Origin of the sequence: Mesorhizobium australafricanum (assembly GCF_033977265.1) — a bacterium.
Lineage (GTDB): Bacteria > Pseudomonadota > Alphaproteobacteria > Rhizobiales > Rhizobiaceae > Mesorhizobium > Mesorhizobium australafricanum.
Window position 1 is genome coordinate 323980 of record NZ_JAVIIT010000007.1, and the last position, 24768, is coordinate 348747.

Sequence of the window (24768 nt, forward strand, 5' to 3'; positions counted from 1 at the left end):
GCCTATTTCGGCGCCATGCGGATGGCGCCATCGAGGCGGATGGTCTCACCGTTCAGCATCTGGTTTTCGATGATGTGGAGGGCAAGCGATGCATATTCCGACGGCTCGCCAAGCCGGGGCGGGAAGGGAACGGAAGCGCCGAGCGAATCTTGCACCTCCTGCGGCATGCCGGCCATCATCGGCGTCTTGAAGATGCCGGGCGCGATGGTGCAGACGCGGATGCCCGAACGCGCCAGATCGCGCGCCACAGGCAGCGTCATGCCGACGACGCCGCCCTTGGAGGCCGAATAGGCGGCCTGCCCGATCTGGCCGTCATAGGCGGCGACGGAGGCGGTGTTGACGATGACTCCGCGCTCGCCGCCAGCGAGCGGATCGAGTTTCGCCGCCCGATCGGCGACGAGGCGGATCATGTTGAAGGTGCCGATCAGGTTGATCTCGATCACCTTGCGGTATTGGTCGAGCGGATGCGGTCCATCCTTGCCGATCGTCTTCACGCCGATGGCGATGCCGGCGCAATTGACCAGGATGCGCGGTTCACCAAGCTTGTCGGCCGCTTCGGCGATCGCGGCCGTAGCGCTGTCACCGCTGCCGACATCGCATTGGACGGCAATACCGCCGATGTCGGTTGCGACTTTCACCGCGCGCTCGATGCCGACGTCAAGGATGGCGACACGGGCGCTCTTGCTCGCCAACGCGCGCGCCGTCGCCTCGCCAAGGCCCGATCCGCCGCCGGTGACGATCGCGATCTGGCCATTCGGGTTCATGCAAGCCTCCCAGGATTTCGGATTATGCTACGAAGCCTGCAAAGGGGGCGCAACCGCAATACCATGGTCCAACGACGGCTGCGCATTGGCGGCCGAGCGCGCCAAAGCCGGGGCAAATTCCGCAATCCTCGCCGTGTTGGCGTGACAGACATCGCCGGCAAAGCGAGCGACGGCGCCCGACTTGATTTCGTGATGCAGCAGCCGGTCGAGATCGACCGGGCGCGGCATGGTGATCTGCCCCCGCGGAAAGCGCCTGAAGCCGAGCGGCCCATAATATGGCTCGTCGCCAACCAGAATGACGGCGGGCGCGCCGGCCTTCCTGGCCGCCTCCAGCGCAATCGCGACCAGCTTGCGGCCGATGCCGAGATTCTTGAAGGCGGGGCGCACCGCAAGCGGACCGAGCATCATGGCGCGACCCGCGCCTGCCGCGACGCGCGTCATACGCACGGAGGCGATCACCCTGTCGTCCTTGACGGCGACAAAGGACATCGAACGGTCATGTCCTCCCGACTCGCGGATCTTGTAGGCAGCAAGCACGAAACGGCCGGGGCCGAAGGCCTCGTCGTTGATGGCTTCGATTTCAGCGTCATGCGCCGGGGTTTCCGGCAGGTATTTCACGTCGGCAAGGCTCATGGTCTTTGCGTTCCGGTATGCGAGGAAGGTTTGCTGCAAGCGGCAGCGTTCGCCAATCAGCGCTTCTTAAGCGCGGGCGCCCTTTCGTCGTCGGTCGAACCGGATCGAAGCAAAGTCGAACATGGGCGCTTCCGCTAGCACCAATTTTGTGCCGCTGCAATCGGCGCTCTTTGCCTTTTTCTTTGCACCCTTTGACGAACTGGTTCGTCATTTGACGAACTGTTCAGCGCCTGAGGGGCTTCGCCGGCCCGATCATCAGCCTAGATAATGCGAACCACACGGAGATTTTTTGCATGGGATTGTTGATTGAAGGCAGATGGCAGGACCGCTCCCACAACACCGACAGCGGCGGCCGGTTCGTGCGAACGGAGTCGCAATGGCGCGACTGGATCACGCGCGACGGCAGGCCGGCGGAAGGGCGCACGCGCGGCTTCAAGGCGGAACCCGGCCGGTATCATCTTTATGTGTCGCTCGCCTGCCCATGGGCACATCGCACACTGATCTTCCGTGCCCTGAAGAAGCTCGAGGGCATCATCTCCGTGTCCGTGGTGCACCATTTCATGGGCGAAAACGGATGGACCTTCAAAACCGAGGACGGCGCCACCGGGGACACGCTCTACGGCCTCGATTTCCTGCACCAGATCTACGCCAAGGCCGATCCGGCTTATTCAGGCCGCGTGACGGTGCCGGTGCTGTGGGACAAACAGGAAAAGACGATCGTCAACAACGAGTCCTCCGAGATCATCCGGATGCTCAACTCCGCCTTCGACGAATGGGGCGATGCGGGTCTCGACTTCTATCCGGCAGCGCTGCGCGCTGAGATCGACAAGATCAATGCGCTGGTCTATCCGGCGATCAACAACGGCGTCTATCGCGCCGGCTTCGCCACCACGCAAGCGGCTTACCAGGAGGCATTCGGCGAATTGTTTTCCGCGCTCGATACGGTGGAGGAGCGGCTATCCAAACAGCGCTATCTGGCCGGCGATCGCATCACCGAGGCGGACTGGCGGCTGTTCACCACGCTGGTTCGCTTCGATCCGGTCTATGTCGGCCATTTCAAATGCAATCTGCGCCGTATCGCCGACTATCCGAACCTGTCGAACTATCTGCGCGATCTCTATCAGGTTCCGGGCGTGTCAAGCACGGTCAATCTGCACCACATCAAGGCGCATTATTACGGCAGCCACAGATCGATCAATCCGACGGGGATCGTTCCGGTGGGGCCGGAGCTTGATTATGCCGCGCCGCATGACCGGGGCAGATTCAGGAAGGCGGCGTGACGCTGCTTGCAGCGATAGCTTATCGGAAAGGCTCAGTGTCGAGCTGAGTCTGTCGCTTGCTATGGGCCTTCAAAAGCGTTTTGCCGAACCGGCTGGAAAAGCCTATAGCATTGACGCAAAGCCCGAAAATCGCGCCGATAATCAGCAGGATGATCCAAATCCTGGCGGGAACGTCGTTCACGCTTCCTGGTGCGGTTCTAACCGTAATCGAAAATAACATCATGATTGCTGAAAACAGCAGGGTGGCCGCCGTTGAGAGTAAGACCACCCTCCAATATTCACCACGATCAAAAAGCCTGCCGTTTCGTCTTATGAAGATCGAATATGCGGAAAGCGTGGATGCAAAAATCGTCACGAAGCTGGCGGCCGTTTTCGCTTTTTCGACCAAAGTGGGAGCCAGTTCGACCAAAGCGGGAGCCAGGTAACCAACCATCACCCATATTGCCGTCAATATTATTGTGGTCGCAATGTAAATGCCAACGTACGGCCATACGTTGGCGGGCTTGGCGGTTTCGGTTGTCATGCAGATGTCTCCAACAATCTATAGAGGATACGACGGCGCTTTTGATTCTTTGGAGCAGATAACGGCTTTGAGAAATCACCAATAGGGCGATACACGTTCGCCACCAAAGATTTCTTCGAGTCTTCTCCTCGTCGCCGGTGTCGTCTCCTTTGGCAAGCGGTCGATCGGGAAGAAGCTGGCTTCGGCGATCTCATGGTCCGGCAGTTTAGGCGCCGTCTGGCTAAAAGCTTCGATCAGATAAAGGCCGACATGGTCGCGCTTGCTGGAGCGGCGATTGAAATGCATCGACTTCAGCACCGGCGGAGCGGTCAGCGCTATGTTGCCTTCCTCGGCCAGCTCGCGTGCCAGCGCTTCCTCGAGCGTCTCGCCGATCTCGACTCCGCCGCCCGGTAATTGCCAGCCCGGAACATAGGTGTGGCGGATCAGGAAGACGGAATTGGAGGCGCGGTCATAAACCAGGCCGCGCACGCCGAGCGTCATCGGGCGGCGCAGCAGGAAATAAAAATGGAAGAGCCTCGCCCGCAGCCCCGGCCAACCGGTCTGGCGGAATGCCTCTTCCGGATCGGCTCGGCGGTTCATCCCACGATCCCCAGGCGAACAGCAAACGGTGAGTGGAAAGCCTCGCCGGCGTCGCTTAAGAAGGGATCATGTTCAGGCTCGCGCATATTTCCGATGCTCATCTGGGACCGCTGCCCGATGTAACCTATCGCGATCTCGCGTCCAAGCGCGTGCTGGGCTATGTCAACTGGCAGCGCAACCGCCGCCGCCATATGCATGACGCGGTGATCGACGCACTGGTCGCCGATATCAAGGCCAGCGCTCCCGACCACCTCGCCGTCACCGGCGATCTCGTCAACCTGGCGCTCGACGGCGAGATCGAGATGGCGAAGCACTGGCTGGAGACGCTTGGATCGCCGCACGACGTTTCCGTGGTTCCCGGCAATCACGATGCCTATGTGCCGGGCGCCTTCGACAAGGTCTGCCGGGCGTGGGCTCCGTGGATGACGGGCGACGGCGTCAACAGTCCGGTCGACCGCAATTCCTTTCCGTACCTGCGCGTGCGCGGCAATGTCGCGCTGATCGGCATCACCACGGCGCGCGCCACCGCGCCCTTCATGGCAAACGGCTTCTTCATGGAAGAGCAGGCCGAGCGGCTCGGCAAGGTTCTCGACGATACGGCGAAACAGGGGCTGTTCCGGGCCATCATGATCCACCACCCGCCGGTGCGCGGCGCGGTTCCGCAGCATAAGCGGCTGTTCGGTATTGCCCGTTTCCACAAGGTCATTCGTCGGCATGGCGCAGAACTCGTCCTGCACGGCCACTCGCACCTGCCGTCCTTGTTCACCATCGGCGCACGTGCCGCAAAAGTGCCCGTGGTCGGAGTTGCCGCCGCCGGCCAGGCGCCCGGCAGCAAGCACCCGGCGGCGCAGTACAACATCTTCGAAATCGATGGCGAACAGGGCAACTGGCGCCTGCGCCTGATCCGGCGCGGCCTGACCGGCCCCGCCTTGCCGCCATCGGACCTGCAGACCATGGACCTCGACGTGCCGGCCGGCGCGGCGGGCCAGGCAGGAATTGCTCTGGTCAGAAGCTGATCTTCATCTGCATGATGCGGTCCCAGAACAAGGCCAGCGAAACCGCCAGGCCGACAAGGGCGCCGGCGGTGATCAGGCCAAGGCCGGCGAAGAAGCTCGTCCAGCCGTTGCGTCGGGTTTCGGATTGGATAGGCGGCTCCGCTTCCTGAACCACGGGACGATGCAGGCAGGGAACGGCGCTCTCCATGCCGCCTTCCATCATGCGCTGCCGCTCGACGACACGCTCGGCCACGTAGCGCGTCACCGCATCGGCGACGGCCTTCATCTCGGTCGATTCGGCCAGCACCACACGGCCGACGCGCGTATCCTTGAGGAAGCGGTAGGTGCGGCGGTCGCGTCCCATGGCGACGTGGCTCACCGCATCGATCCATAGCCTCGGCTGCAGGCCCGACGAGACGGCGAAGTCGAAGCTGTCCATGTCGGCCGGGACATCGGCAAAGACCGGAGCAAGCTCGCTCGCCAACAGATCGAGCCGCATGCGATGCGCCTCGCGCATGTCGACGACCACGTCATCGCGGTCGGCAAAGGCGTTCTTGACGTCGCGTATGGCATCCGAGAGCTTTCGCGACGGCTCGATCGGAGTGATTTTGTCGCCTGCGTCCTTCATGGCGGCTGCCTCGCTGTTGGTTAACAGCGGGTTAACACAATCGCCGGCAAAATGCACTGAATGATAGCGACGGTCAGCTTGCCGTCGCGCCGAACACCGGTCGTTGTCGCCGGCCGCGGCGGCGCGTGTTGCGGCGCACGATCTCAGCAACCAGGTCCGGAGCCTCCTCGACCAGCATGTGACCTGCGTCAAGAACATGGTGCAGATGGAAGTGCGACGGCAGAGCCTCGGTCTGCTCGACAGGCAGGAGCGGATCCTCCGCTCCCCAAACAACCATCACCGGCATCTCGAGCGTATCCAGTTGCGCGCCGGGGATGACGCCTTGCCGGTCATCCCTGGTCATCGCGGCCGCCATATCGATCAGGGTCTGCAATTGGCCAGGCCGTTTGCGCATCCGGAAGAGGGCATCCACCACGTGGTCCGGCGGCACGCTCCGCGGACCCGACATGGCCGCAAGGCTGGCGCGGACCTGTTTCCTGCCGGCCGCGGCGGCATAGCGGCGCAAGAGGGCCGCGTTGATTTCCGGGCCGAAGCCGCCGGGCGCCAACAGCGTCAGCGAAGCCACGCGGCCAGGATCGGCAAGCGCCATCAACGTCGCGATCGCGCCGCCCATGGAGTGACCGACGAGATGGACCTTGACCAGCTGGCGGGCGCCAAGATCGGCGAGGATGGCTCGCGCGGCCGGCTTGGCGCCGCCCATGCCTTCGCATTCCAGCGACTGGCCATGGCCCGGCAGATCGTAGGCCAATACGGTCCCTTCCAGCGCTAGCGATGCCATGACGTCACGCCAAATCTCGCTGCAAGCTCCGAAGCCATGCAGAAAGACGATCGTCTTTTGACCAGCGCCGCCTTCGACGGCATAAGGGAATGGAAGCATGAAAAATGGAAGCGGTTAACAAGACAGGCAGGTATTGCGAATTGTGGCTGAATTGCTCCTGATCCGGACCGATGGCCAGTAAAATTTTCGCGACCGCCACGACCCGTCGAGGGCTCGACGCGCATGCATGTCCCAAACATGGCGGAAGGCGTGTTTAGCTCGGGTTGCCGATCCCGGCGGCGCGCAAGGATTGCACCAGCCGATCGGTGAGATCCGCGGGGTACTTGCGGTCGACGAATGTCGCGCGCGGGTCGGCGGCGAATTTCGGGAATTCGGCGGTGAGCTCGTTGGCAAGCTCGCCCGCCAGCTTGTCGCGGCCCGAAATCCTGGCGCCGATCAGGCGCGCGGCCAGATAGTGCGACTTGGATGCCGTCGTGCGCAGCGATTCACTGGCGGTAGCGGCCTTCTTCAAGTCGCCTTGCATGAAGGCTCCGACGAACAGACCATAATCCCACCAGGTCGGATGGCCGCTGAAGGCGTCGACCGCGCGGCCCAGGATCGGCGTTCCCTCGTCATACTTGCCGGCGAAGATCAGCCCGTAGCCGTAGGCGGCGGCCATGCCGAGATCGTATGGATTGAGCTCATAGGCCTTGCGCATCAAGCGGATCGCTTCGTCCGTGTTGCCGAGACGCGAGTTGAGGTAGCCAAAGGCGCGATGCGCATGCGGGCTCATCGGCCCCATCTGAACGGCGCGGTGGGCAAGCGACATGGCTTTTTCGAGCGTCGCGTCGGCGGGATAGGCGTAGGAATTGGTGACGGCTTCGAGGTGAAGCGAGGCCAGTTCCGCATAGACGAGCGATGATTTGCTGCCTTGGCTGACCAGCTTCTCAAGGCAGCGATACGCAGCCTCATGCGTCTTGGCGCTCTGGTCGAGATAGTAGCGGTCGTCGAGCACCAGGCAACCGATCTGGCTGGTCCGGATGTCGCTCTGGTCGATGTAACTGTAGATCGCACCGGAAGCGGGAACGGTCGAAGTCAGGAGGCTGGCGATGTTGCTTTCAACCACACCAGGCGCGCTTTCGGCCGATGTCAAGTTGCGCGACAGGAGAACCCGTCCGGTCGCAACGCTCTGCAATTCGACCGTGATGTCGCCCGTCGCGGGTCCGGGTACAATGTCGAAAACGAAGCTGATCGGATCGGCGGACCTATCGCGCGTTGCGTCGGCGTCGCGGCCGATGAAATCTATGGTATCGAAGCCGGCGAGGCCAGCGCGCAGCGCGGAGGCGACACGGCTCGCCTCCGCGCCGTCGGCCCTGGTGGCAATATAGATCAAAGGCAAGCTGTCGAACGTTTGCGAAGCGATGCTGTCGGTGACGCCCGCCGTTTCGGCCGCTGCGGCCGCGTCGTCGCCGTGATGGAGGAAGGCATTGCCCTGGCGGACGACAAGGACGCCCAGCATCGCGATGACCAGAACCATGGCAGCCCAGAAGAACCGCAATTGGCGCGTCAGCGATGACGCCAATACAGGTGTCGCCGGGTTGGTCATCAGCAGCGCGGCATCCGCAGGCGCGGCATCGGCGGGCGCGGGATTCTCCAAATGCTCAGCCAAGGGCGAAGCAGCATGGCCGCCGGCGGCGGGCTTGGCGGCGCCAGGCAGCCGGATTGCGTTCAGCTCGTAGGAAGGGACATAACCGCCGCGCGGGATCGCGATGCGCACCGGCTCGGCGACACCTTCATTGGCGAAGTACTGCTCCAGGAGTTCGCGCAGGCGACCGGCCTGGACCCTGACCACGGCGTCGGTGGAGGCGTCGAAATCGCCGTCCTTGCCAAAGACGTCCATGGCAATGGAAACGCCCTTCAGCCTGTCCGCCTCGCCGGCCTGCTCGCGTTCGACCAGATAACGTAAAAGCCTGCGGGCACGCTCGGAGCGTCCGAACGTTTCGCTGGCAAGCAGTCGCTCCAATGTCTCGCGCACTGCGGGGGCGGCAGGCGGGGCATGCTCCAAGTGTCGATCCTTTCGAAGTCGGCACAGGTTAGGGCGCGATCATATAGCGCTCGCGTCCCCGCACAAGGATGCTTCTGTTGTACGATCGCGTAAGCCACCGGAAATTCCCCCGCCGGTTAACGAATGGCAGGCGCGTTTTTCCTTGAAGCGTGGCGCGAGCTGGAATGCGCCACGCTCCGATGGATGTATCATCCGGTCAGCCGGCCTAAGCGCGTCGCGCTGAAACGGATTCAGGCGACGCGCTTTAAGTCTTTGTTTTGATGCATGTCGTTGTCCCAGAACCGCTGCGCACTTCTGGGCGACATGCATGAGAGCGGTTCGCCGTTTCACGGAAACGGCGAAGCGCTCTATCTCTTTGTTTCAACGCAATTCCGGACGGAGGCTACGGCGAAGCCGCCGAGTCCAACCATTCCTTTCTAGCGACCGATGATACGGTTGGCGGCCGAAACAACGGCCTCCAGCGAAGCGGCGACGATGTTGGTGTTGATGCCGGCGCCGAACAGCTTGCCACCCGGATACTCCATTTCGACATAGGAGATCGCCGAGGCGTTGGAGCCGCGCTGCAAGGAATGCTCGGAATAGTCCAGCACCGACATGTCGACGCCGACATGTCGCGAGAGCGCATCGACAAAGCCGTCGATCGGGCCGGTGCCCGAGCCGGTGATGGTCACTTCCTTGCCGTTGTCGAGGATATCCGCTTCGACCATGCGCCGGCCCTTCACCTCGGTGTCGGGATAGGTGCGGTGGTCGAGGAACTTCAGCCGCGCGCCGGGCTGGTCGACATAGGTTTCGAGGAAGCGTTCGTGGATGCGCTTGACCGGCACTTCCTTGCCTTCCGCATCGGTGATCGCCTGGATCGCCTGGCTGAACTCGATCTGCAGATTGCGCGGCAGATTGAGGCCGTAATCGGCCTGCAGCACATAGGCGATGCCGCCCTTGCCCGACTGCGAGTTGATGCGGATGATCGCCTCGTAGGTGCGGCCGACATCGGCCGGATCGATCGGCAGATAGGGCACTTCCCAGATCGGCGTGTTGGCCTTCTTCAGCGCCTTCATGCCCTTGTTGATGGCGTCCTGATGCGAGCCGGAGAAGGCCGTATAGACCAGTTCGCCGACATAAGGGTGACGTTCCGGGATCTTCAGCTGGTTCGAATACTCGTAGACGTCCTTCATCCGGTTGATGTCGGAGCAGTCGAGCTCCGGATCGACGCCTTGGGTGAACATGTTGAGCGCCAGCGTGACGATGTCGACATTTCCGGTGCGTTCGCCATTGCCGAACAGCGTGCCTTCGACGCGGTCGGCGCCGGCCATCAGGCCGAGCTCAGTGGTGGCGATGCCGGTGCCGCGGTCGTTATGTGGATGCAGCGAGACGATCAGGTTCTCGCGGTTGTCGAGGTTGCGGCACATCCATTCGATGCGGTCGGCATAGACGTTGGGCGTCGACATCTCGACCGTCGAGGGCAGATTGATGATCAGCTTGTTGTCGGCCGTCGGCTTCACGATCTCGGTGACCGCGTTGCAGATCTCCAGCGCGACTTCGAGCTCGGTGCCGGTGAAGCTTTCCGGCGAATATTCGAAACGGTAGCCGCCTCCGGCCCTGGCGGCCATGTCGGTGATCATCTTGGCGGCGTCGGTGGCGATGCGCTTGATGCCGGCGACGTCCTTTTCGAAGACGACACGGCGCTGCAGTTCGCTGGTCGAATTGTAAAAATGAACGATCGGGCGGTGCGCGCCCTTCAGCGCCTCGAAAGTCCGCGTGATCAGCTCGGGCCGGCATTGCACCAGCACCTGGAGCGACACATCCTCGGGCACGCCGCCTTCCTCGATGCACCAGCGGGCAAAGTCGAAATCCGTCTGCGAGGCCGAGGGGAAGCCGATCTCGATTTCCTTGAAGCCCATGTCGAGCAGCATGGCGAACATGCGTGCCTTGCGTTCATGGCCCATCGGGTCGATCAGTGCCTGGTTGCCGTCGCGCAGGTCGACCGAGCACCAGATCGGCGCCTTGTCGATAATTTTGTTCGGCCAGGTACGGTCGGTCAGGCCGACGGTTGGGTAGGATTGATATTTACGTGCTGCATCCGGCATATGGCCGGCCGCGCGCTTCTCGGCTTCAGCCTCGCCGGCGCGGATCTCGTCTCGTGCGTTCATCGTCATTTCTCCCGGCGGCCCGCATGCCCGCTTCAGGCGGATGGGTGGCGAGCGTCGCCTCAACCAAAAATTCGTTCGCTTGATGTGACTTTGCCAAAGTCTGGCCAAGGAGCATGTGCCTTAAGCGGCGGTTTTCGACCGCCGGGCGCTCCTTCAGCGAACCCGGCGATCGCCGATAAGGCCGAGAAGAAGCAGGGTCGAAGCGAGCGCGCGCGCGGTCTCGCCAGCAAAGCCGGTGCGAGAAGAAGCGACGGAGCGGACACGCGTGATCATGGCGGCTCTCTTACAGGAGCGGCCCGGCGGAGGCAAGCGGGACGCATGGATGAATGCATTGTGTCGATGTCGTCGCCGATGCGGATAGTCTTCCCCGCGGCACGCAAATGCGCCAGAGTTGGCTCCGAAGGTTTGGCTACCGGGCAAAGCTCCGGGGAGGGGTCGTCCATGAATTTCGTGTTCTTCTCGCCGCATTTTCCAGCCAACGGCACCGATTTCTGCGACCGGCTGAAGAAGGCCGGCGCCACCGTGCTCGGCATCGGCGATGCGCCTTACGAGAGCTTGAACAGCAAGCTGAAGCCGGCGCTTTCGGAATACTACCGCATCGCCGACATGGAAGACTACGATGCGGTGTTCCGGGCGATAGGCCACTTCATCCACAAATGGGGCCGCATCGACCGCTTCGAGTCGCTCAACGAGCATTGGCTGGAGCTCGAAGCCAACATCCGCACCGACTTCAACATCTATGGCACCAAGCTCGACTTCGTCAAAAACCTGAAGCGCAAGAGCCGCATGCGCGCCTTCTTCCGCAAGAGCGGCGTCGAGACCATCCCGCAGCGCAAATGCTCCGACCGCGCCGGCGCCATGACCTTCATCCGCCGCGTCGGCTATCCGGTGGTGGTCAAGCCGGATTCCGGCTCGGGCGCCTCCAACACCTTCAAGATCTCCAACGCCAGGGAGCTCGACCAGTTCTTCAGGGACAAGCCGGAGGGCGTGACCTTCGTCATGGAGCAGTTCATCGAGGGGCTGGTGGTGACATTCGATGGGCTGGTCAACCGCGACGGCGAGGTGGTGCTGGCAGCCAGCCACCGTTACGACCAGAGCATCATGGATGCGGTCAACAAGGACCGCCACATGAGCTACACCTGCTTTCCCGAGATCACGCCGGCAGTGGAAGAGGCGGGCCGCAAGATCCTGAAGGCGTTCGACGTGCGCGAGCGCTTCTTCCACATCGAGCTTTTCGAGACCAAGGACAATCGCGTCATCGCGCTGGAGGTCAACATGCGCCCGCCCGGCGCCTGGATGACCGATGCCATCAACTACACTTTCGACATCGACGTCTATGCGGCATGGGCCGATATGGTGGTCAAGGATGCCGCCGGAGGCCCCTATAAGGGCAAGTATTTCACCGCCTACGCCAGCCGCAAACGCCACATCGACTATTTGCACAGCCATGCGGACGTGCTAGCCGCCCACGGCGACAAGATCGTCCATCACCAGGCCATCGAAGAGGTCTTCAGCCGCGCCATGGGCAATTACGCCTACCAGATGCGTTCGAAGGATCCGAAGGCGCTGCGCCAGGCGGTCGACTATATCCATGCGGAAAGGGCCTGAGCGGATGGACGTCTCCTATCACAAGGGTCATGCCCGCAATCTCGGCCGCGACATGGAATACAAGCGCTACGGCCATGCCGGGCGCCCGGTTGTGGTGTTCCCGACCTCGCAAGGAAGGTTCTATCAGTTCGAGGATTCGGGCGGGGTCGCAGCACTTGCCGACTTCATCGACACCGGCCGCATCCAGCTGTTCACACTCGACGGCATCGATTCGGAATCCTTCTTCGACAAGCATGCCGATGCGGCGCATCGCATCGCCCGTCACGAGGCCTATTTCCGCTATGTTCGCGAGGAGGCGCTGCCGGAATTGCAGGCGACTGCCGCCAAGGCCAATGGCGGGCGCGTTCTCAAGCCGCTGTTCTGCGGCTGCTCGATGGGCGGCTACCATTCGTCGAATTTCGTGTTCCGCTTCCCGGAACTGGCGAGCGGCGTGATCTCGCTGTCGGGCGTCTATTCGGCCCGCGACTTTTTCGGCCGGACGCTGGAAGGCAACATCTATTTCAACTCGCCGCTCGACTATCTGCCGGGCATCGTCGACCAGAAGCTGCTCGGGCGGCTGCGGGCGCTGCGGCTGATCTTCTGCTGCGGCCAGGGCGCTTGGGAAGAGCGCATGCTTGTCGAAACGCGCGAGCTGGAACAGGTGCTGCGCGACAAGTCCATCCCTGCCTGGGTCGACTATTGGGGCGGCGATGTCAGCCATGACTGGCCATGGTGGCACAAGCAGCTGGTCTATTTCTTCGGCCGCTGGCTGGATGACGACCTGATGCACAGGCTGGATTGATGAGCACGCCCGACCCGATCCGCCGTTTTGTCGAAGCCACCAACGGCGGCGATACCGAGGCCTTTCTGGGCACATTCACCGACGATGCTTTCCTGAGTGACTGGGGACGCGATTTCCATGGCCGCGACGAGGTCGCGCGATGGAACCAGTCGGACAATATCGGCGTGCAATCCAATCTTCGCATCGTGCGCGTCGCGCAACGCGACGGCGTCTACCACGCCCGCGTCGCGGTGACGGGCAATGGCTTCAACGGCGAGGGCGACATGGCCTTCACGCTGGACGGCGACCGGATCGCAAGCCTGATCATCAGCTGAGGCCACATGGCGTCATGGCGCCCTTGCGCGCCACCTGTCACGACGGCAACGCGACCGGAAAAGATCGACGGCATTCTGACGGCGTTCCATGGGCCCTTCTCCTCCGCTCCCCCTGCACCGGACAGCCCAGATCAGGCCCCGACGTTTCGCGCCACCAGCTTGGCTAGGCTTGGCCCAATGAGCAGCACGACCAGGAAGCGCGCCGACTGCAGCGCCATGACGAAGGAGATGTCGACGTGCCGCGCCGCGGCGGCGATGATGGCGACACTGTCCATGCCGCCGGGGCTGGTCGCCAGATAGGCGGTCAGCGGGTCGATGCCGAGCAGGCGGCTGATGACGAAGGCCATGCCGCCGCAAAAGCCAATCAGCGCGACGATCGAGCCGATGATCTGCGGCAGGGCGCGCGCCGCATGGCGCAGGATCGGCCGGGTGAAATTCAGCCCGATCGACCAGCCCACCATGGCGTAGCTGATTGCCAGCAGCCAGGGCGGCAGTTGCATCGGCACGCCGAGGCCGAGATGGATCACCGCGCCGAAAATGAAGGTGCCGAGAAAGAAGGGCGAGGGCAGCCTGACCAGCTTTCCAAGCAGGCCGCCGACGACCGCGATGCCGATGGTGGCGGCGAAGGCGAAGAGATCGATCGGCGGAAACCAGATGATGGGCGGCACCTCGACACCGGATGTGTCGACCCACATCTTGGCAACCAGCGCCGCGGTCATCGAGACGAAGATGACGCGCAGATACTGCATGAAGGCGACGAGACGCTGGTCAGCGCCGAAGGCGCCGGCCATCAGCACCATGGCGGTGGCGGCACCGGGCGAGGAGCCCCAGACTGCCGTGGTGCCGGGCAGGATGCGCCAGCGGCTGATCAGCCAGCCGAGCAGGCTGGAGGCGGCGACGGTAGCGACGACCACGCCGAGGAAAAGCGGCCATTCGTCATAGAACACCGGAAAGATGTCGGCGGAGATCGAATTCGCGACCAGGCAGCCGACGATCGCCTGGGCAGATCCGAACAGCGGGCGGGGCACGCGCACGGTGGCGCCGTTGGTGCCGGCCAGGATCGCGGCAAGCATCGGGCCGATCAACAGCGCCGCCGGCAGGGCGGCAAGCTCGAGCGCGCCGGCGAAGAGCAACGAAAACACCACCAGCACCAGCCACTGCCGCGGCGGGCGCAGGCGCGCCATGCGTTCAGGCGGCGCTTGGTCCTGGGATGATCGCTCTGGCGAGGAATCCATCTTTGGTCTTAGACCCGGATGCGGGAAATGCGAACCTGAATACACAGGAAAACGAAACCCGTCGTCCTTTAACCGATCCTCCCTTGAAGGATCTCTGCTCAGACCTTTCGGACAGGACCAGGGTAACGGGCGACAAGATCGTCCACAGTCAGCAAGGTGATGCCTTCCACGGTCGCTTGGGCAATAAGAATTCGGTCGAAGGGATCTTTGTGGATGGACGGAAGTCCGTCGACAGCGACGGCGTGCTCACTGGTGATGGATAATTCGCCATAGCCGTTGTCGAGAAGGCCGCGCCGAAGCAAGCGCGGATCGACCGTGAAGCCGTCCTTCCCAAGGCCGCGCTTGATTGCGACCTCCCAGAGGCTGGCAGCACTGAACAGCAATTCGTTTGATGGAGCCTCCATCTCGGCTACAGCCGCAAGTGGCAGCCGGTCTGGCTCACTGGCTGCCCACAGCAGCAAGTGAGTGTCGAATAACAACTTCATGTTTTGAGGCCGAACAACTGCTCGATCTCATCTTGACCCATGCGGTCGAAATCGTCGGGCACGGAAAACTGGCCCACCATGAAACCAAGCCGTTTTTTCTGTGTCGCGGCTGGCTGATCGATGGGAACGACCTTGACCAGCGGCTTGCCCGCCTTGGCAATAATGAACGGCTCACCCTTGGCAGCCTGGTCCACGAGACGTGAGAGATTGGTCTTGGCATTGTGGATGTTTACGATCTGCATCGCTGGCCACTCCAATCAGACTTAGTCTGATGAACTTAGTTCAATCGCTCGGGCATTGCAAGTGGTCGGGAACTGGATATCTGCCGCCAATAGCGATGTTGCAGAAGGCGGCGACTCAGCCCGGCGAGTTTTGAGATTTCCGAAGAGATCAACCGGCCTTTTCGGGCGCCGGAAGGCCGAAGCCGCCGACCGGTTGGGTCTCGATCTGGAATTCGAAACCGGCGATGAAGGGACGTGCCCTGGCGATCGCCGCCTGGACTTCCGGCAGTTGCAGCGAGGCCTTGTGGCTCGCCTGGTCGGTCCACACTTCGGTGACCCAGATCGCGTCGGCGTCAACCGGATCGGTGGCGATGATGTAGCTCAGGCAGCCGGGGAGCGCGCCGGTGCTTTCGCTCAGCACGTCCATGACCGCATCGCGCTGGCCGCGCGCCGCCCGCATCTTGCCGATCAGTCCGTACATGCCTTGATCTCCCTCCAGGTTACACGCGGAACTCAGTATGCAGTTGCCAGCTCACGGCATCAACTGGCCGCCATTGACCTCGATCACCTGGCCGATGATGTAGCCGCTCAACAGATCGGACGACAGGAACAGATAGGCGCCGACGCAATCCTGCGCCGTTCCGGCGCGGCCTTGCGGAATGGTGGCGACCATGGCCTTGACCTGCTCGGCGCTCGAATAGCGTTCGTGGAACGGCGTCAGGATGGTGCCGGGCGCGACCGCGTTGACACGGATGCCGAAGCCGATCAGCTCCTTGGCCATGCCGCGCGTCACGTTGGAGACGAAGGCCTTGGACGAGCCGTAGAGGCCGGCGCCGCCGCCGGCGCCGTTGCGGGCGGCGATCGAGGACGTGTTGATGATGAAGCCGCCCTGACGCTTCAGCCACGGGATCGCCTTGCGCGAGGCGGTCAGCACCGAGCGGGCGTTGAGGTCCATCACCGCGTCGTAATGCGCCTCGTCCTGGTCGGCATAGGCGACGCGGCCGAGCATGCCGCCGGCATTGTTGACCAGACCGTCGAGCCGGCCGAAATGCGCCGCACTTTCCTCGACCACACGCTCGACGTCGGCGGCGATCGAGAAGTCGCCCTGGGTCAGAAACACTTCGCCGCCGTCGTCACGGACGGATTTGGCCAGGTTTTCGGCGGCCTCGCGGCTCGCATTGTAGTGCAGCGCAACCCGGCACCTCTGCGCCGCGTAAGCACGCGCAAGTGCTGCGCCTATGCCGGTCGAGGCGCCGGTAACCAGCACCGCCTTGCCGGCAAGATCGGGGATGGCAAGTGTCGTCATGTCGGCTGGCCTCCGGATTGCCATCTTTCGTAGGCCATTGCCGGCCTTCCGTTCAAGTGTTGGCGTTCAAGTGCGCGCGTTCAGGGCCTCAGATACACATAACCCTGGTGCTGCAGTTCGGCGAGTTGCACGACGCCGCCCTTTTCGGCAAGTTGGAAGCCCGCCAGCAGGTCGGTCAGCGTGATGTCCATGCCACTCAGGGTGTTGCCGCAGGCTTGCGGAACGAGCCCCTGCTGGACAAGGCCGGCAAAGCGGCTGGAAATAGCGCCGGAAGCGCCCTTCGACTTGAAGGCGGCAAGAGCCGGACCGTGCACCACAAGCACGATATCGACATTGCCGTTGGTGCCTTCATAGTGGTTCTTGATGTTGCCAAGGACGAAGTTGACCTTGTCCGCGTCACTGAGGTGATAGGCGACCTTCAGCCTTTCCTCGGCTGTTGCCGCATTTGCCCGGCTCAGGCCGAAAAGGCCTGCTGCGCCGGCAAGACCGGCACGAAAAACATCACGGCGCAACATCGCATCCTCCCTTGCCTTGCCCTCTCGCGCAGTTTTGCGTGGTCCGGCCCGCACTCCTAGACTAGCATAACCCCAGTCCTGTCGGTGGGAGGAGGATCATATGACATCGAGGACCATGGTAGCGAGGACCATGGCGGGCGCTATTCTTGGCGCTGTCCTTGCCGCTTTTGCCGGTGCGGCGCGCGCCGACAATGCTCTCACCCTCAAGGAGCTGAGCCCCAATGGCGCCGACGTCTGCTTCGGCCGCATCTACGATGCCGCTCATCTCAAGGCGCATCCGCACCAGAAGGTCGCGCGCATTTTCTTCTTCTACGGCCGTGATCCGGTCAGCCGGCCGAATGAAGAACCCGCCGCCAACCAGAATACGTCCTATACCGGCTTTCTCACCACCACGGTGCGCGACGCCAAGAAGCCGGAATGGGCGGGCAGCTGGTGTAACAAGAACGACCCGAGCGATCCTTCGAGCGGCATCCGCTGCGGCATGGACTGCGACCGCACGCTGGCTTCACTGAAGGTCGACGACAAGGGCAAGCTGCTCCTGTCCGGTCTGTCCCCCGACATATATCTCGACCCGGACGCCGCCGAACAGATGAGCAAGGCGGAGTACAACAAGCAGGCGCTGGGCAGCGGGGACGACAATTTCAAGCTGGACCCGATGCCGGCCGACACCTGCAAGGCGGAGTTCGCGCGCATCGACCCGATCGACCCGGCGCTAGGGGATCCGTTGCGCGTGCGGCTTAAGCCCGATCAACCGTTCTGCTTCGGGCGTGATTACGACGATGCGCATCTGAAGTCGCATCCCAACCAACTGACGCAATCGATCCGCGTCTTCCGCGGCCCGGTCGAGCTCGCTTCCTTCGCCGCAAGCGGCGATACCGCGAACTGGCCGGATGGCGCCGACATCGCCGTTTCGGTGACCACCAGGCAGAAAGGGGCAAAGGTCACGCAGACCTATTCCTGCCAGGGCGAGGCCGACCAGTGGCGCTGCTCGGCCAGCTCGAAGATGAGCGATTTTTCCTGCGACATCTCGCAGAAGGAGATTTTCCTCAAGCGCGGCGCCAACGGCATGATGATGCTCGCGAACCCCAACAATGCGGTGGCGGTCGTCGATCTCTGCTCGAAGGCGGCGCATGGCAAGACCAAGTCCGACGACAAGGTCTATCGGCTGCAGCCGATGCCGCAGTCGGCCTGCGCGCCGTAAAGTTCAGGAAGGAGCGTCCTTGTTCACATCGGAGAGTTGCTATATATTTTTGCTAGATATCATTGGCTCTGGACACAATGAACAAGGCAAAAATATTCTGGTCGGGTCGCTCGCAAGCGGTACGTCTGCCGAAGGAATTTCGCTTCGAAACCGATGAGGTTTCAATACGCCGCCACGGCCAGGCAATAGTGCTCGAACCTCTCCCGCAAGATTGGGCTTGGCTCGATCAGGTGATCGGGAGAGTTGACGACGATTTCATCGATGCGGCGCTAGACAAGCCTGAGGAGCAGGAGCGGCCGGCCCTCGACGATATCTTCAAATGATCTATCTGCTGGACACGAATGCAGTCATCGCTGTCATGAAAGGCGATGAGGATATCCTCACCAGACTCAGGCGAAACAAACCGCAGGATTTTGCGCTTTCAGCCATCGTCGCTCATGAACTCTATTACGGCGCTTACAAGGGTCAGAGAACGACTGACAATCTCGCACGTCTAGAGGCCCTGTTGTTTCCGATACTCGAATTTGACCGGGAAGACGCACGGCATGCCGGCGATATTCGAGCGATGCTGGCGACGTCGGGAACTCCAATTGGTTCCTTTGATGTGCTGATCGGTGGCCAGGCGCGTGCCCGTGGCCTGACGATTATGACGCGCAATGTCCGAGAATTCGAGCGGATCAAGGATTTGACGATCGAGAGTTGGTGACTTTCAGGCGAAGGGCACCGCCGTGGTGCCTTTCGGCAGCTTCGCCTCATCGTCCGGCTCGACATGGATGGTGACGCGCACCGAGGGGATCTCGGCCTTCAGCGCATCCTCGATGCGGTCGCAGATGACATGGCTGGCGCCGACCGTCATGTCGGCGTCGACGACGAGGTGGAATTCGATGAAGGTCGCGCGCCCGGCAATGCGCGTCTTCAGGTCGTGCACCTCCATCGCGCCCTTCGAATTGGCCGAGATGACGTCGCGGATCTGCATGTTTTCCTGGTTGTCGACGGCGCGATCCATCAGCCCGTTCATCGACGAGCCGATGACATGCCAGCCCTGCCACAGGATGTTGAGCGCGACGATCACGGCAAGCAACGGGTCGAGGATCTGCCAGCCGGTAAGCACCGCGCCGACAAGGCCGCCGAGCACGCCGACGGACGTCACGACGTCGGTCATGATGTGCTGGCCATCGGCGGTCAAAGCGGGCGACCTCGCGTTCTGACCGGCGCGGATCAACATCCAGGCCCAGATGGCGTTGATGACTGTCGCGATGCCGTTGACGGCGAGACCCTGCCAGGGCTGCTCGAGCGGTGCCGGTTGCTGCCACGATCGCCAGACCTCGCTGATGATCAGCAGCGCGGCGACGACGATCAGCACCCCTTCGAGAACGGCGGAGAAGTATTCGGCCTTGTGATGGCCGAAGGGATGGTCCTGGTCGGCCGGCTTGTAGCTGACCTGGATCGCCCAGAACGCGGCGGCCGAAGCGATGACGTTGACGATCGATTCCGCCGCGTCCGAATAAAGCGCTACGGAACCTGTGATGTACCAGGCGACGACCTTGAGGGCGAGCACGACGCCGGCGACGACGATCGACCAGAACGCAAGGCTGGCGACCTTTTGCCTGGTCGCCGCTTTTGCTTCCGCCGTCGACATCGTCATTGCCGCGCTCATCCCGACATGCCGCCCTAGGCGGCCTTTTCCTTAGCCTTGCGCGGCAGATGCGCGACGATGTTTTCGATGATGCGCATGCCGGCATTGTGACCGAGCGTCATGATCGATTCCGGATGGAATTGCACCGCCGCGATCGGCTCCTTGCGGTGCTCGAAGGCCATGATGATGCCGTCCTCGGTCTCGGCCGTGACCACGAAACCGTCGGGCAGGCGCACCGGATCGGCGAAGATCGAGTGATAGCGGCCGACGGTCACCTCCTTGGGCAGGCCTGAGAAGATGATGCCGGGCTTGGAGACGCGGATGCGCGACGGCTTGCCATGCATCGGGATGTGCAATTGCCTGAGTTCCCCGCCATAGGCTTCGGCCAGCGCCTGCAGGCCGAGGCAGACGCCGAAGATCGGCAGGTCGCGGTCGCGCGCTCGTCTGATGGTGGCGGCGCAGTCGAAATCCTTCGGCGTGCCCGGGCCGGGCGAGAGCACGACGAGGTCCGGCTTCAGCCGTTCGAAGACTTCTTCCGGCACCGGTGAGCGCACGGTGGAAACATTGGCGCCGGTCTGGCGGAAGTAGTTGGCCAAGGTGTGGACGAAAGAGTCCTCATGGTCGACGAGCAGGATGTTGACGCCGTCGCCGACGCGCGCGGTGGTGCGCTCGGTTCCGGTGGCGTTGCCGGTCTTGGCGTCGCGGATGGCGGAGAGCATGGCGGATGCCTTCAGTTCGGTTTCGGCTTCTTCTTCCTCGGGCACGCTGTCGAAGAGCAGCGTGGCGCCGGCGCGCACCTCGGCGATGCCGTCCTTGATGCGGATGGTGCGTAGCGTCAGCCCGGTGTTCATGTCGCCGTTGAAGTTGACCATGCCGATGGCGCCGCCATACCAGGCGCGCGGGCTCTTCTCGTTCTGCTCGATGAAGCGCATGGCCCACAGTTTCGGCGCGCCGGTGACGGTGACCGCCCAGGCATGCGAGAGAAACGCGTCGAAAGCGTCCATGCCTTCGCGAAGGCGCCCCTCGATGTGGTCGACGGTGTGGATCAGACGCGAATACATCTCGATCTGGCGGCGGCCGATGACGCGCACCGAGCCCGGCTCGCAGACGCGCGACTTGTCGTTGCGGTCGACATCCGAACACATGGTGAGTTCGGACTCGTCCTTCTTGGAGTTGAGCAGCTTGAGGATCTGCTCGCTATCGGAAATGGCGTCGTCGCCGCGCTTGATGGTGCCCGAGATCGGGCAGGTCTCGACGCGGCGGCCGTTGACGCGCACGAACATCTCCGGCGAGGCGCCGATCAGATATTCGTTTTCGCCGAGATTGATGAAGAAGGAATAGGGCGACGGATTGATCGATTTCAGCTTGCGCGAGATGTCGGAAGGCTGGGTCTCACAGCGCTCGTAGAACATCTGGCCGGGCACTACCTCGAACAGGTCGCCGCGCTTGAAGCTCTCCATGGCGCGCCGCACCAGGTTGGCGTATTCGCCCGGCTCATGGTCGCCGCGCGGCGGGATGCGATCGGCGATCTTGAACGGCTCGGCATGGGCGTCGCGCGGCAAGCCTTCGGTCGAAAAGCCCTCGCCCGAATAGTCGTAGCGGTCGGTCCAGGCCTTGGTCGAATAATGGTCCACGACGAGGATCTCGTCGGGAAGGAACAACACCAGGTCGCGCTGGCTTTCCCTGCGCTCGAGCTTGTGGTCGACTGGGTCGAACTGGAAGGCGAGGTCGTAACCGAAGGCGCCGTAAAGGCCGAGATTGGCGTCTTCCGCGGTCTTGAACAGCGCGGTGATGGCGCGCAGCACGGTGAAGACCGATGGAACGCGGCTGCGCTCCTCCTCGGTGAAGACACGGCCGGGCTTGGCGACATCGAGGCGGATGAGCGTCTTCGAAGTCTCGGCGATCGTCACTTCGCTGAGTTCGCCAAGCGCCTTGCCGATCACCGGCAGCAGCACTTCGCCGCGCTTGTTCAGCGCTTCGATGCGCATCGCCCGGCCACGCGCCGAAATCACCAGCGGCGGATCGATGATGGCCGTATCCCAGCGCGTATAGCGGCCGGGATATTCGTAATTGGAGGAAAAGACCGCGCCGCGACGCGAATTGAGGCCGTCGACATAGGCATCGATCGCACCTTCATAGGGCCTGTCGTGCCGCTCGCGGGTGATCGTCACACCGCCCGCGGTGACGAAGCGCTCCGCCCCGTTGTCGAGAACTTTAGTCGTCATTGCCGTCTCCATCAGCGTTTTGGGCAACGGACCCGGGAATGGCTTTAAAAAACAAATGGCCGCCCGGACATTCCGTTGCGGCCACCCTCTATTCTCACGCGCACACGCACGAACAGGCCGCTGTCAGCAGGCCCACCACCAAACGGTCTTGTTCGAACGCATATTCATGGCGACTCCCATAGCGGCGAATGGAGGTCCATGCAACTGGATTTCACGTCGATGCCGAAGCCCGCGCGTGCTCAGTCCTCCAGCGTGCCGGAGCGCGCGTCGCCGCTTCGGCCGTCGCCGGCGAGCTTCAAGAGATCCTCGCCAGCGCGGATGATGCGGCGCGAGCGGCGGGTCAGGATGAAGCCCGACTGCGGGGCAAACACCTCGGTGCGGCCGCCGACCTCGCCGGGCGCGTGGACGATCGTTGCCAGCCTGTCGCCCTTCTTGACGCGGTCGCCGGGCTTGACGTCGTAGAGGATCGCGCCGGCCCTGGGCGCGGGCATCATGTCGATGTTTTCCAGCGGCACGACGGGCCCGGCAAATTTGCCGAATTTCGGGACAGATGAGTCCTGAACGCCGCCGCGCGTCACCAGAAGGTGGTAGAGTCCTTCGGCATCGGATGCAGCGAGCGCGCCATCGACATCGAGCATGCCGCGATATTCGACCGTGGTGACGACGCGCCGGTCGAAGCGCGCGACGCTCGTCGGCACGTTCTGGTAGGGCATGATCGAGGCGCCTTCGAAGGTGCCGGTATTGTCCTCGCTCCACAACAGGACGGCCTCAGCGCCCATGGCGGCCGCGCAGTCAGCCATCTGCGGCCACAGGCTGGTGTGGATGTAGAGATAGGCGAGGCCTTCGTCGTCGCAATGGAGATCAAGGACGATGTCGTTGCCGAGCGAGAGCTGCACGAGCCGGTTCTTCAGCCGGCGATCGGCGCCGCCAAGACTGACATCCGGCAAGAGCTTGGCGTCGGGTGCTGCAAGCAGCGGGAAAGAGCGGTTGAAGTTCGTCCTTGTGCCGAGATTGAAGCGGCCCTGATGCTCGCCGAAATGATATTGCGCGCGGCCAACCGGATTGGCCCAGGGCACGATCGTGATCGGACCCTTGATGCGGCCCTCGCCCTCCGCCTTGGCGAGCAGCGGCATCAGCGCGTCGATGGCGACGACGCCAGGCAACTCGCCGGCATGGAGGGCGGCCTGCAGATAGGCGGAAGGGGCCGCCTTGTCCTTGCCATCGAAGCGGAAGACCGGAAATTCGTAAGCGACGCCTTCGCTGTCGCCGGCGATACGCTCGATCGTCTTCTGCATGGGATATCTCCGCGTGAAGAGGTTTCACACATGCATTTTTGCGATCGGGCTGTCGAGTGGTCCAGCCGCGTCGGGCCGTCGGGGCAGTGCGGCTACGGCGAAGACGCCGAGCCTTGCTACGGCGAAGACGCCGAGCCTGCTACGGCGAAGACGCCGAGCTTTATTCAGCCGGCTGTGGCTGCAGGACAGTTCTGCGGTCGAGCGCTTGCGACAGCACGGCTACCGTGACGGCCATAAGGGCAAGCGCCGCGCCCACCAGCGGCAGGTTGGCGTAAGACACGCCCCAGGAGATGGCGAGGCCGCCGATCCAGGCGCCGCCGGCATTGCCGACATTGAAGGCGCCCTGGTTGAGCGTGGCGGCAAGGTTCGGTCCTTCGGCGGCCGCCTCGACGACGCGTATCTGCAAAGGCGGCACGACGATGAAGATCAGCATGCCCCACAGGAAGACGATGGCAACAGCGACCATGGCAACCGCGCCGAGATTGGCGAAGGCGACGAACAGCACGGCCATGGCGAACAGCGTGCCGATGACGGTCGGCATCAGCTTCCAGTCGGCCAGCCTGCCGCCGATGATGTTGCCGATGGTCATGCCGGCGCCGAACAGCAGCAGCACCCAGGTGACGGTCGCGGTCGACAGGCCGGAGACGTCGGTGAGATATGGCTTGATATAGGTGAAGACCGCGAACAGGCTGGCGGAGGCGAGCGAGGCGATCAGCATCGCCAGCCAGACCTGCAATTTGCCAAGCACGCGCAGCTCGCCGCGCAGGCCGCCGCCGCTTGGTTCCGCGACATTCGACGGCACCAGCCAGGCGATCGCCGCGACCGAAATCAGGCCGATGCCGACGACGGCGAGGAAAGTGGCGCGCCAGCCGAAGGCTTCGCCGAGCGCCGTGCCGGCGGGAACGCCGAGGATGTTGGAAAGCGTCAGGCCGGCGAACATGAGGGCGATGGCGCTGGCCCGCTTGTTGCGCGGCACGAGGCTCGCGGCGACCACCGAGCCGATGCCGAAAAAGGCGCCGTGGCCGAAAGCAGTAAAGACGCGCGCCGCCATCAGCAGCCAGTAGTTCGGCGCGATGGCGCAGAAGAAATTGCCGATGACGAAAAGCGTGGCAAGACCGACAAGCACCGGTTTGCGCGGCAGGCGCGCGGTTGCCATGGCCACGATCGGCGCGCCGAACACCACGCCCAGCGCATAGCCGGTAACCAGAAGGCCGGCCGATGGGATCGAGACGCCGAGGTCGGCCGCGACTTCCGGCAGCAGGCCCATGATGACGAATTCGGTGGTGCCGATGCAGAAGGATGCAATGGCAAGCGCTAGGATCGGCAGCGGCATGGGATGTCCGGACTGAATCGGTTCAAATCCGAGACTGGCTCTGGATGCACCCGGCGCACAAGCGCCATTGTTGCAACGCAGCAATGCAGAAACGGGAGAACGCCCCGGCCGGGCTTAAAGCGCGTCGCGCTGAACCGGATTCAGGCGACGCGCTTTAACAGGCTGCTGCAAAAGTCGCGTTTGGTGATGTTTTGTGATTCACTTCGGTTGGCGAACAGGAGTGATTTGCGATGCGCGGACGG

General features: G+C 62.9%; 26 protein-coding genes. 8 read left to right on the forward strand and 18 right to left on the reverse strand.

Going from position 1 to position 24768, the window contains the following annotated elements:
* Positions 1-2: 2 nt before the first annotated feature.
* Complete coding sequence (locus RFM98_RS16495; RefSeq protein WP_320309852.1) at positions 3-764, reverse strand: 3-hydroxyacyl-CoA dehydrogenase; 762 nt, start codon at positions 762-764, stop codon at positions 3-5.
* A gap of 27 nt (positions 765-791) precedes the next feature.
* Positions 792-1397 carry a GNAT family N-acetyltransferase gene (locus RFM98_RS16500; RefSeq protein ID WP_320309853.1) on the reverse strand — a complete coding sequence of 202 codons (606 nt, stop codon included), beginning with the start codon at positions 1395-1397 and terminating at the stop codon, positions 792-794.
* Between the two features lie 293 nt (positions 1398-1690).
* Here RFM98_RS16500 and RFM98_RS16505 point away from each other — a divergent pair, with 293 nt between their 5' ends.
* On the forward strand, positions 1691-2677 hold the full coding sequence (locus RFM98_RS16505; protein WP_320309854.1) for a glutathione S-transferase family protein: 987 nt from the start codon (positions 1691-1693) through the stop codon (positions 2675-2677).
* Positions 2678-2696: 19 nt separating this feature from the next.
* On the opposite strand, the gene RFM98_RS16510 is transcribed toward RFM98_RS16505, so the two are convergent.
* Complete coding sequence (locus RFM98_RS16510; RefSeq protein ID WP_320309855.1) at positions 2697-3200, reverse strand: ABZJ_00895 family protein; 504 nt, start codon at positions 3198-3200, stop codon at positions 2697-2699.
* A gap of 75 nt (positions 3201-3275) precedes the next feature.
* Entirely contained in the window at positions 3276-3779 is a 504-nt protein-coding gene (locus RFM98_RS16515) for an NUDIX domain-containing protein (RefSeq protein WP_320309856.1), read from the reverse strand.
* A 68-nt stretch (positions 3780-3847) separates the two neighbouring features.
* On the opposite strand from RFM98_RS16515, the gene RFM98_RS16520 reads away from it, so the two are divergent.
* Complete coding sequence (locus RFM98_RS16520) at positions 3848-4795, forward strand: metallophosphoesterase family protein (RefSeq protein WP_320309857.1); 948 nt, start codon at positions 3848-3850, stop codon at positions 4793-4795.
* On the opposite strand, the gene RFM98_RS16525 is transcribed toward RFM98_RS16520, so the two are convergent.
* From RFM98_RS16525 to leuA, 4 genes are all read right to left on the reverse strand, one after another.
* Positions 4785-5402, reverse strand: coding sequence for a hypothetical protein (locus RFM98_RS16525; protein WP_320212313.1), 618 nt, complete (start codon positions 5400-5402; stop codon positions 4785-4787). The genes RFM98_RS16520 and RFM98_RS16525 overlap by 11 nt on opposite strands.
* Before the next feature lie 73 nt (positions 5403-5475).
* Positions 5476-6279 (reverse strand): alpha/beta fold hydrolase, encoded by an 804-nt coding sequence (locus RFM98_RS16530; RefSeq protein WP_320309858.1) that lies wholly within the window; start codon positions 6277-6279, stop codon positions 5476-5478.
* Between the two features lie 154 nt (positions 6280-6433).
* Entirely contained in the window at positions 6434-8224 is a 1791-nt protein-coding gene (locus RFM98_RS16535; protein ID WP_320309859.1) for a tetratricopeptide repeat protein, read from the reverse strand.
* A gap of 416 nt (positions 8225-8640) precedes the next feature.
* Positions 8641-10371, reverse strand: coding sequence for a 2-isopropylmalate synthase (gene leuA / locus RFM98_RS16540; RefSeq protein WP_320309860.1), 1731 nt, complete (start codon positions 10369-10371; stop codon positions 8641-8643).
* Between the two features lie 441 nt (positions 10372-10812).
* On the opposite strand from leuA, the gene RFM98_RS16545 reads away from it, so the two are divergent.
* Genes RFM98_RS16545 through RFM98_RS16555 form a run of 3 tightly spaced genes read left to right on the forward strand, consistent with a single transcriptional unit; the run spans position 10813 to position 13074 of the window.
* Positions 10813-11979 (forward strand): ATP-grasp domain-containing protein, encoded by a 1167-nt coding sequence (locus tag RFM98_RS16545; protein ID WP_320309861.1) that lies wholly within the window; start codon positions 10813-10815, stop codon positions 11977-11979.
* A gap of 4 nt (positions 11980-11983) precedes the next feature.
* Positions 11984-12760: an esterase family protein gene (locus tag RFM98_RS16550; protein WP_320212307.1), complete on the forward strand. Its 777-nt coding sequence runs from the start codon at positions 11984-11986 to the stop codon at positions 12758-12760.
* On the forward strand, positions 12760-13074 hold the full coding sequence (locus tag RFM98_RS16555; RefSeq protein WP_320309862.1) for a nuclear transport factor 2 family protein: 315 nt from the start codon (positions 12760-12762) through the stop codon (positions 13072-13074). The genes RFM98_RS16550 and RFM98_RS16555 overlap by 1 nt, the downstream gene beginning before the upstream one ends.
* A 131-nt stretch (positions 13075-13205) precedes the next feature.
* Here RFM98_RS16555 and RFM98_RS16560 read toward each other — a convergent pair whose 3' ends face one another.
* From RFM98_RS16560 to RFM98_RS16585, 6 genes are all read right to left on the reverse strand, one after another.
* The gene (locus RFM98_RS16560) at positions 13206-14309 is read right to left on the reverse strand and encodes an AbrB family transcriptional regulator (protein WP_320309863.1); all 1104 of its coding nucleotides are present in this window, start codon (positions 14307-14309) and stop codon (positions 13206-13208) included.
* Between the two features lie 98 nt (positions 14310-14407).
* Entirely contained in the window at positions 14408-14794 is a 387-nt protein-coding gene (locus RFM98_RS16565) for a type II toxin-antitoxin system VapC family toxin (RefSeq protein WP_320309864.1), read from the reverse strand.
* Positions 14791-15036: a type II toxin-antitoxin system Phd/YefM family antitoxin gene (locus tag RFM98_RS16570; protein ID WP_320309865.1), complete on the reverse strand. Its 246-nt coding sequence runs from the start codon at positions 15034-15036 to the stop codon at positions 14791-14793. Before RFM98_RS16570 ends, RFM98_RS16565 begins: the two co-directional genes overlap by 4 nt.
* A 148-nt stretch (positions 15037-15184) precedes the next feature.
* The gene (locus RFM98_RS16575; RefSeq protein WP_320309866.1) at positions 15185-15496 is read right to left on the reverse strand and encodes a putative quinol monooxygenase; all 312 of its coding nucleotides are present in this window, start codon (positions 15494-15496) and stop codon (positions 15185-15187) included.
* A gap of 51 nt (positions 15497-15547) precedes the next feature.
* Positions 15548-16321 carry an SDR family NAD(P)-dependent oxidoreductase gene (locus RFM98_RS16580; protein ID WP_320309867.1) on the reverse strand — a complete coding sequence of 258 codons (774 nt, stop codon included), beginning with the start codon at positions 16319-16321 and terminating at the stop codon, positions 15548-15550.
* An 80-nt stretch (positions 16322-16401) separates the two neighbouring features.
* Positions 16402-16836, reverse strand: a complete 435-nt coding sequence (locus RFM98_RS16585) for a DsrE family protein (protein WP_320309868.1) — start codon at positions 16834-16836, stop codon at positions 16402-16404.
* 100 nt (positions 16837-16936) lie between these two features.
* Between RFM98_RS16585 and RFM98_RS16590 the strand changes: the two genes are divergently transcribed.
* From RFM98_RS16590 to RFM98_RS16600, 3 genes are all read left to right on the forward strand, one after another.
* On the forward strand, positions 16937-18037 hold the full coding sequence (locus RFM98_RS16590; protein ID WP_320309869.1) for a hypothetical protein: 1101 nt from the start codon (positions 16937-16939) through the stop codon (positions 18035-18037).
* A gap of 77 nt (positions 18038-18114) precedes the next feature.
* Positions 18115-18360, forward strand: a complete 246-nt coding sequence (locus RFM98_RS16595; RefSeq protein ID WP_320309870.1) for an antitoxin — start codon at positions 18115-18117, stop codon at positions 18358-18360.
* Positions 18357-18743 (forward strand): type II toxin-antitoxin system VapC family toxin, encoded by a 387-nt coding sequence (locus RFM98_RS16600; protein WP_320309871.1) that lies wholly within the window; start codon positions 18357-18359, stop codon positions 18741-18743. Before RFM98_RS16595 ends, RFM98_RS16600 begins: the two co-directional genes overlap by 4 nt.
* A gap of 3 nt (positions 18744-18746) precedes the next feature.
* Here the strand turns inward: RFM98_RS16600 and RFM98_RS16605 are convergent, their stop codons facing one another.
* The 4 genes from RFM98_RS16605 to RFM98_RS16620 form a co-directional block, all read right to left on the reverse strand.
* Positions 18747-19676 (reverse strand): cation diffusion facilitator family transporter, encoded by a 930-nt coding sequence (locus RFM98_RS16605; RefSeq protein WP_320309887.1) that lies wholly within the window; start codon positions 19674-19676, stop codon positions 18747-18749.
* Between the two features lie 32 nt (positions 19677-19708).
* Positions 19709-21898: an anthranilate synthase gene (locus RFM98_RS16610; RefSeq protein WP_320309872.1), complete on the reverse strand. Its 2190-nt coding sequence runs from the start codon at positions 21896-21898 to the stop codon at positions 19709-19711.
* Positions 21899-22137: 239 nt separating this feature from the next.
* Positions 22138-23193, reverse strand: coding sequence for a M14 family metallopeptidase (locus RFM98_RS16615; protein ID WP_320309873.1), 1056 nt, complete (start codon positions 23191-23193; stop codon positions 22138-22140).
* A gap of 160 nt (positions 23194-23353) precedes the next feature.
* On the reverse strand, positions 23354-24526 hold the full coding sequence (locus RFM98_RS16620) for an MFS transporter (RefSeq protein ID WP_320309874.1): 1173 nt from the start codon (positions 24524-24526) through the stop codon (positions 23354-23356).
* Positions 24527-24768 lie beyond the last annotated feature (242 nt).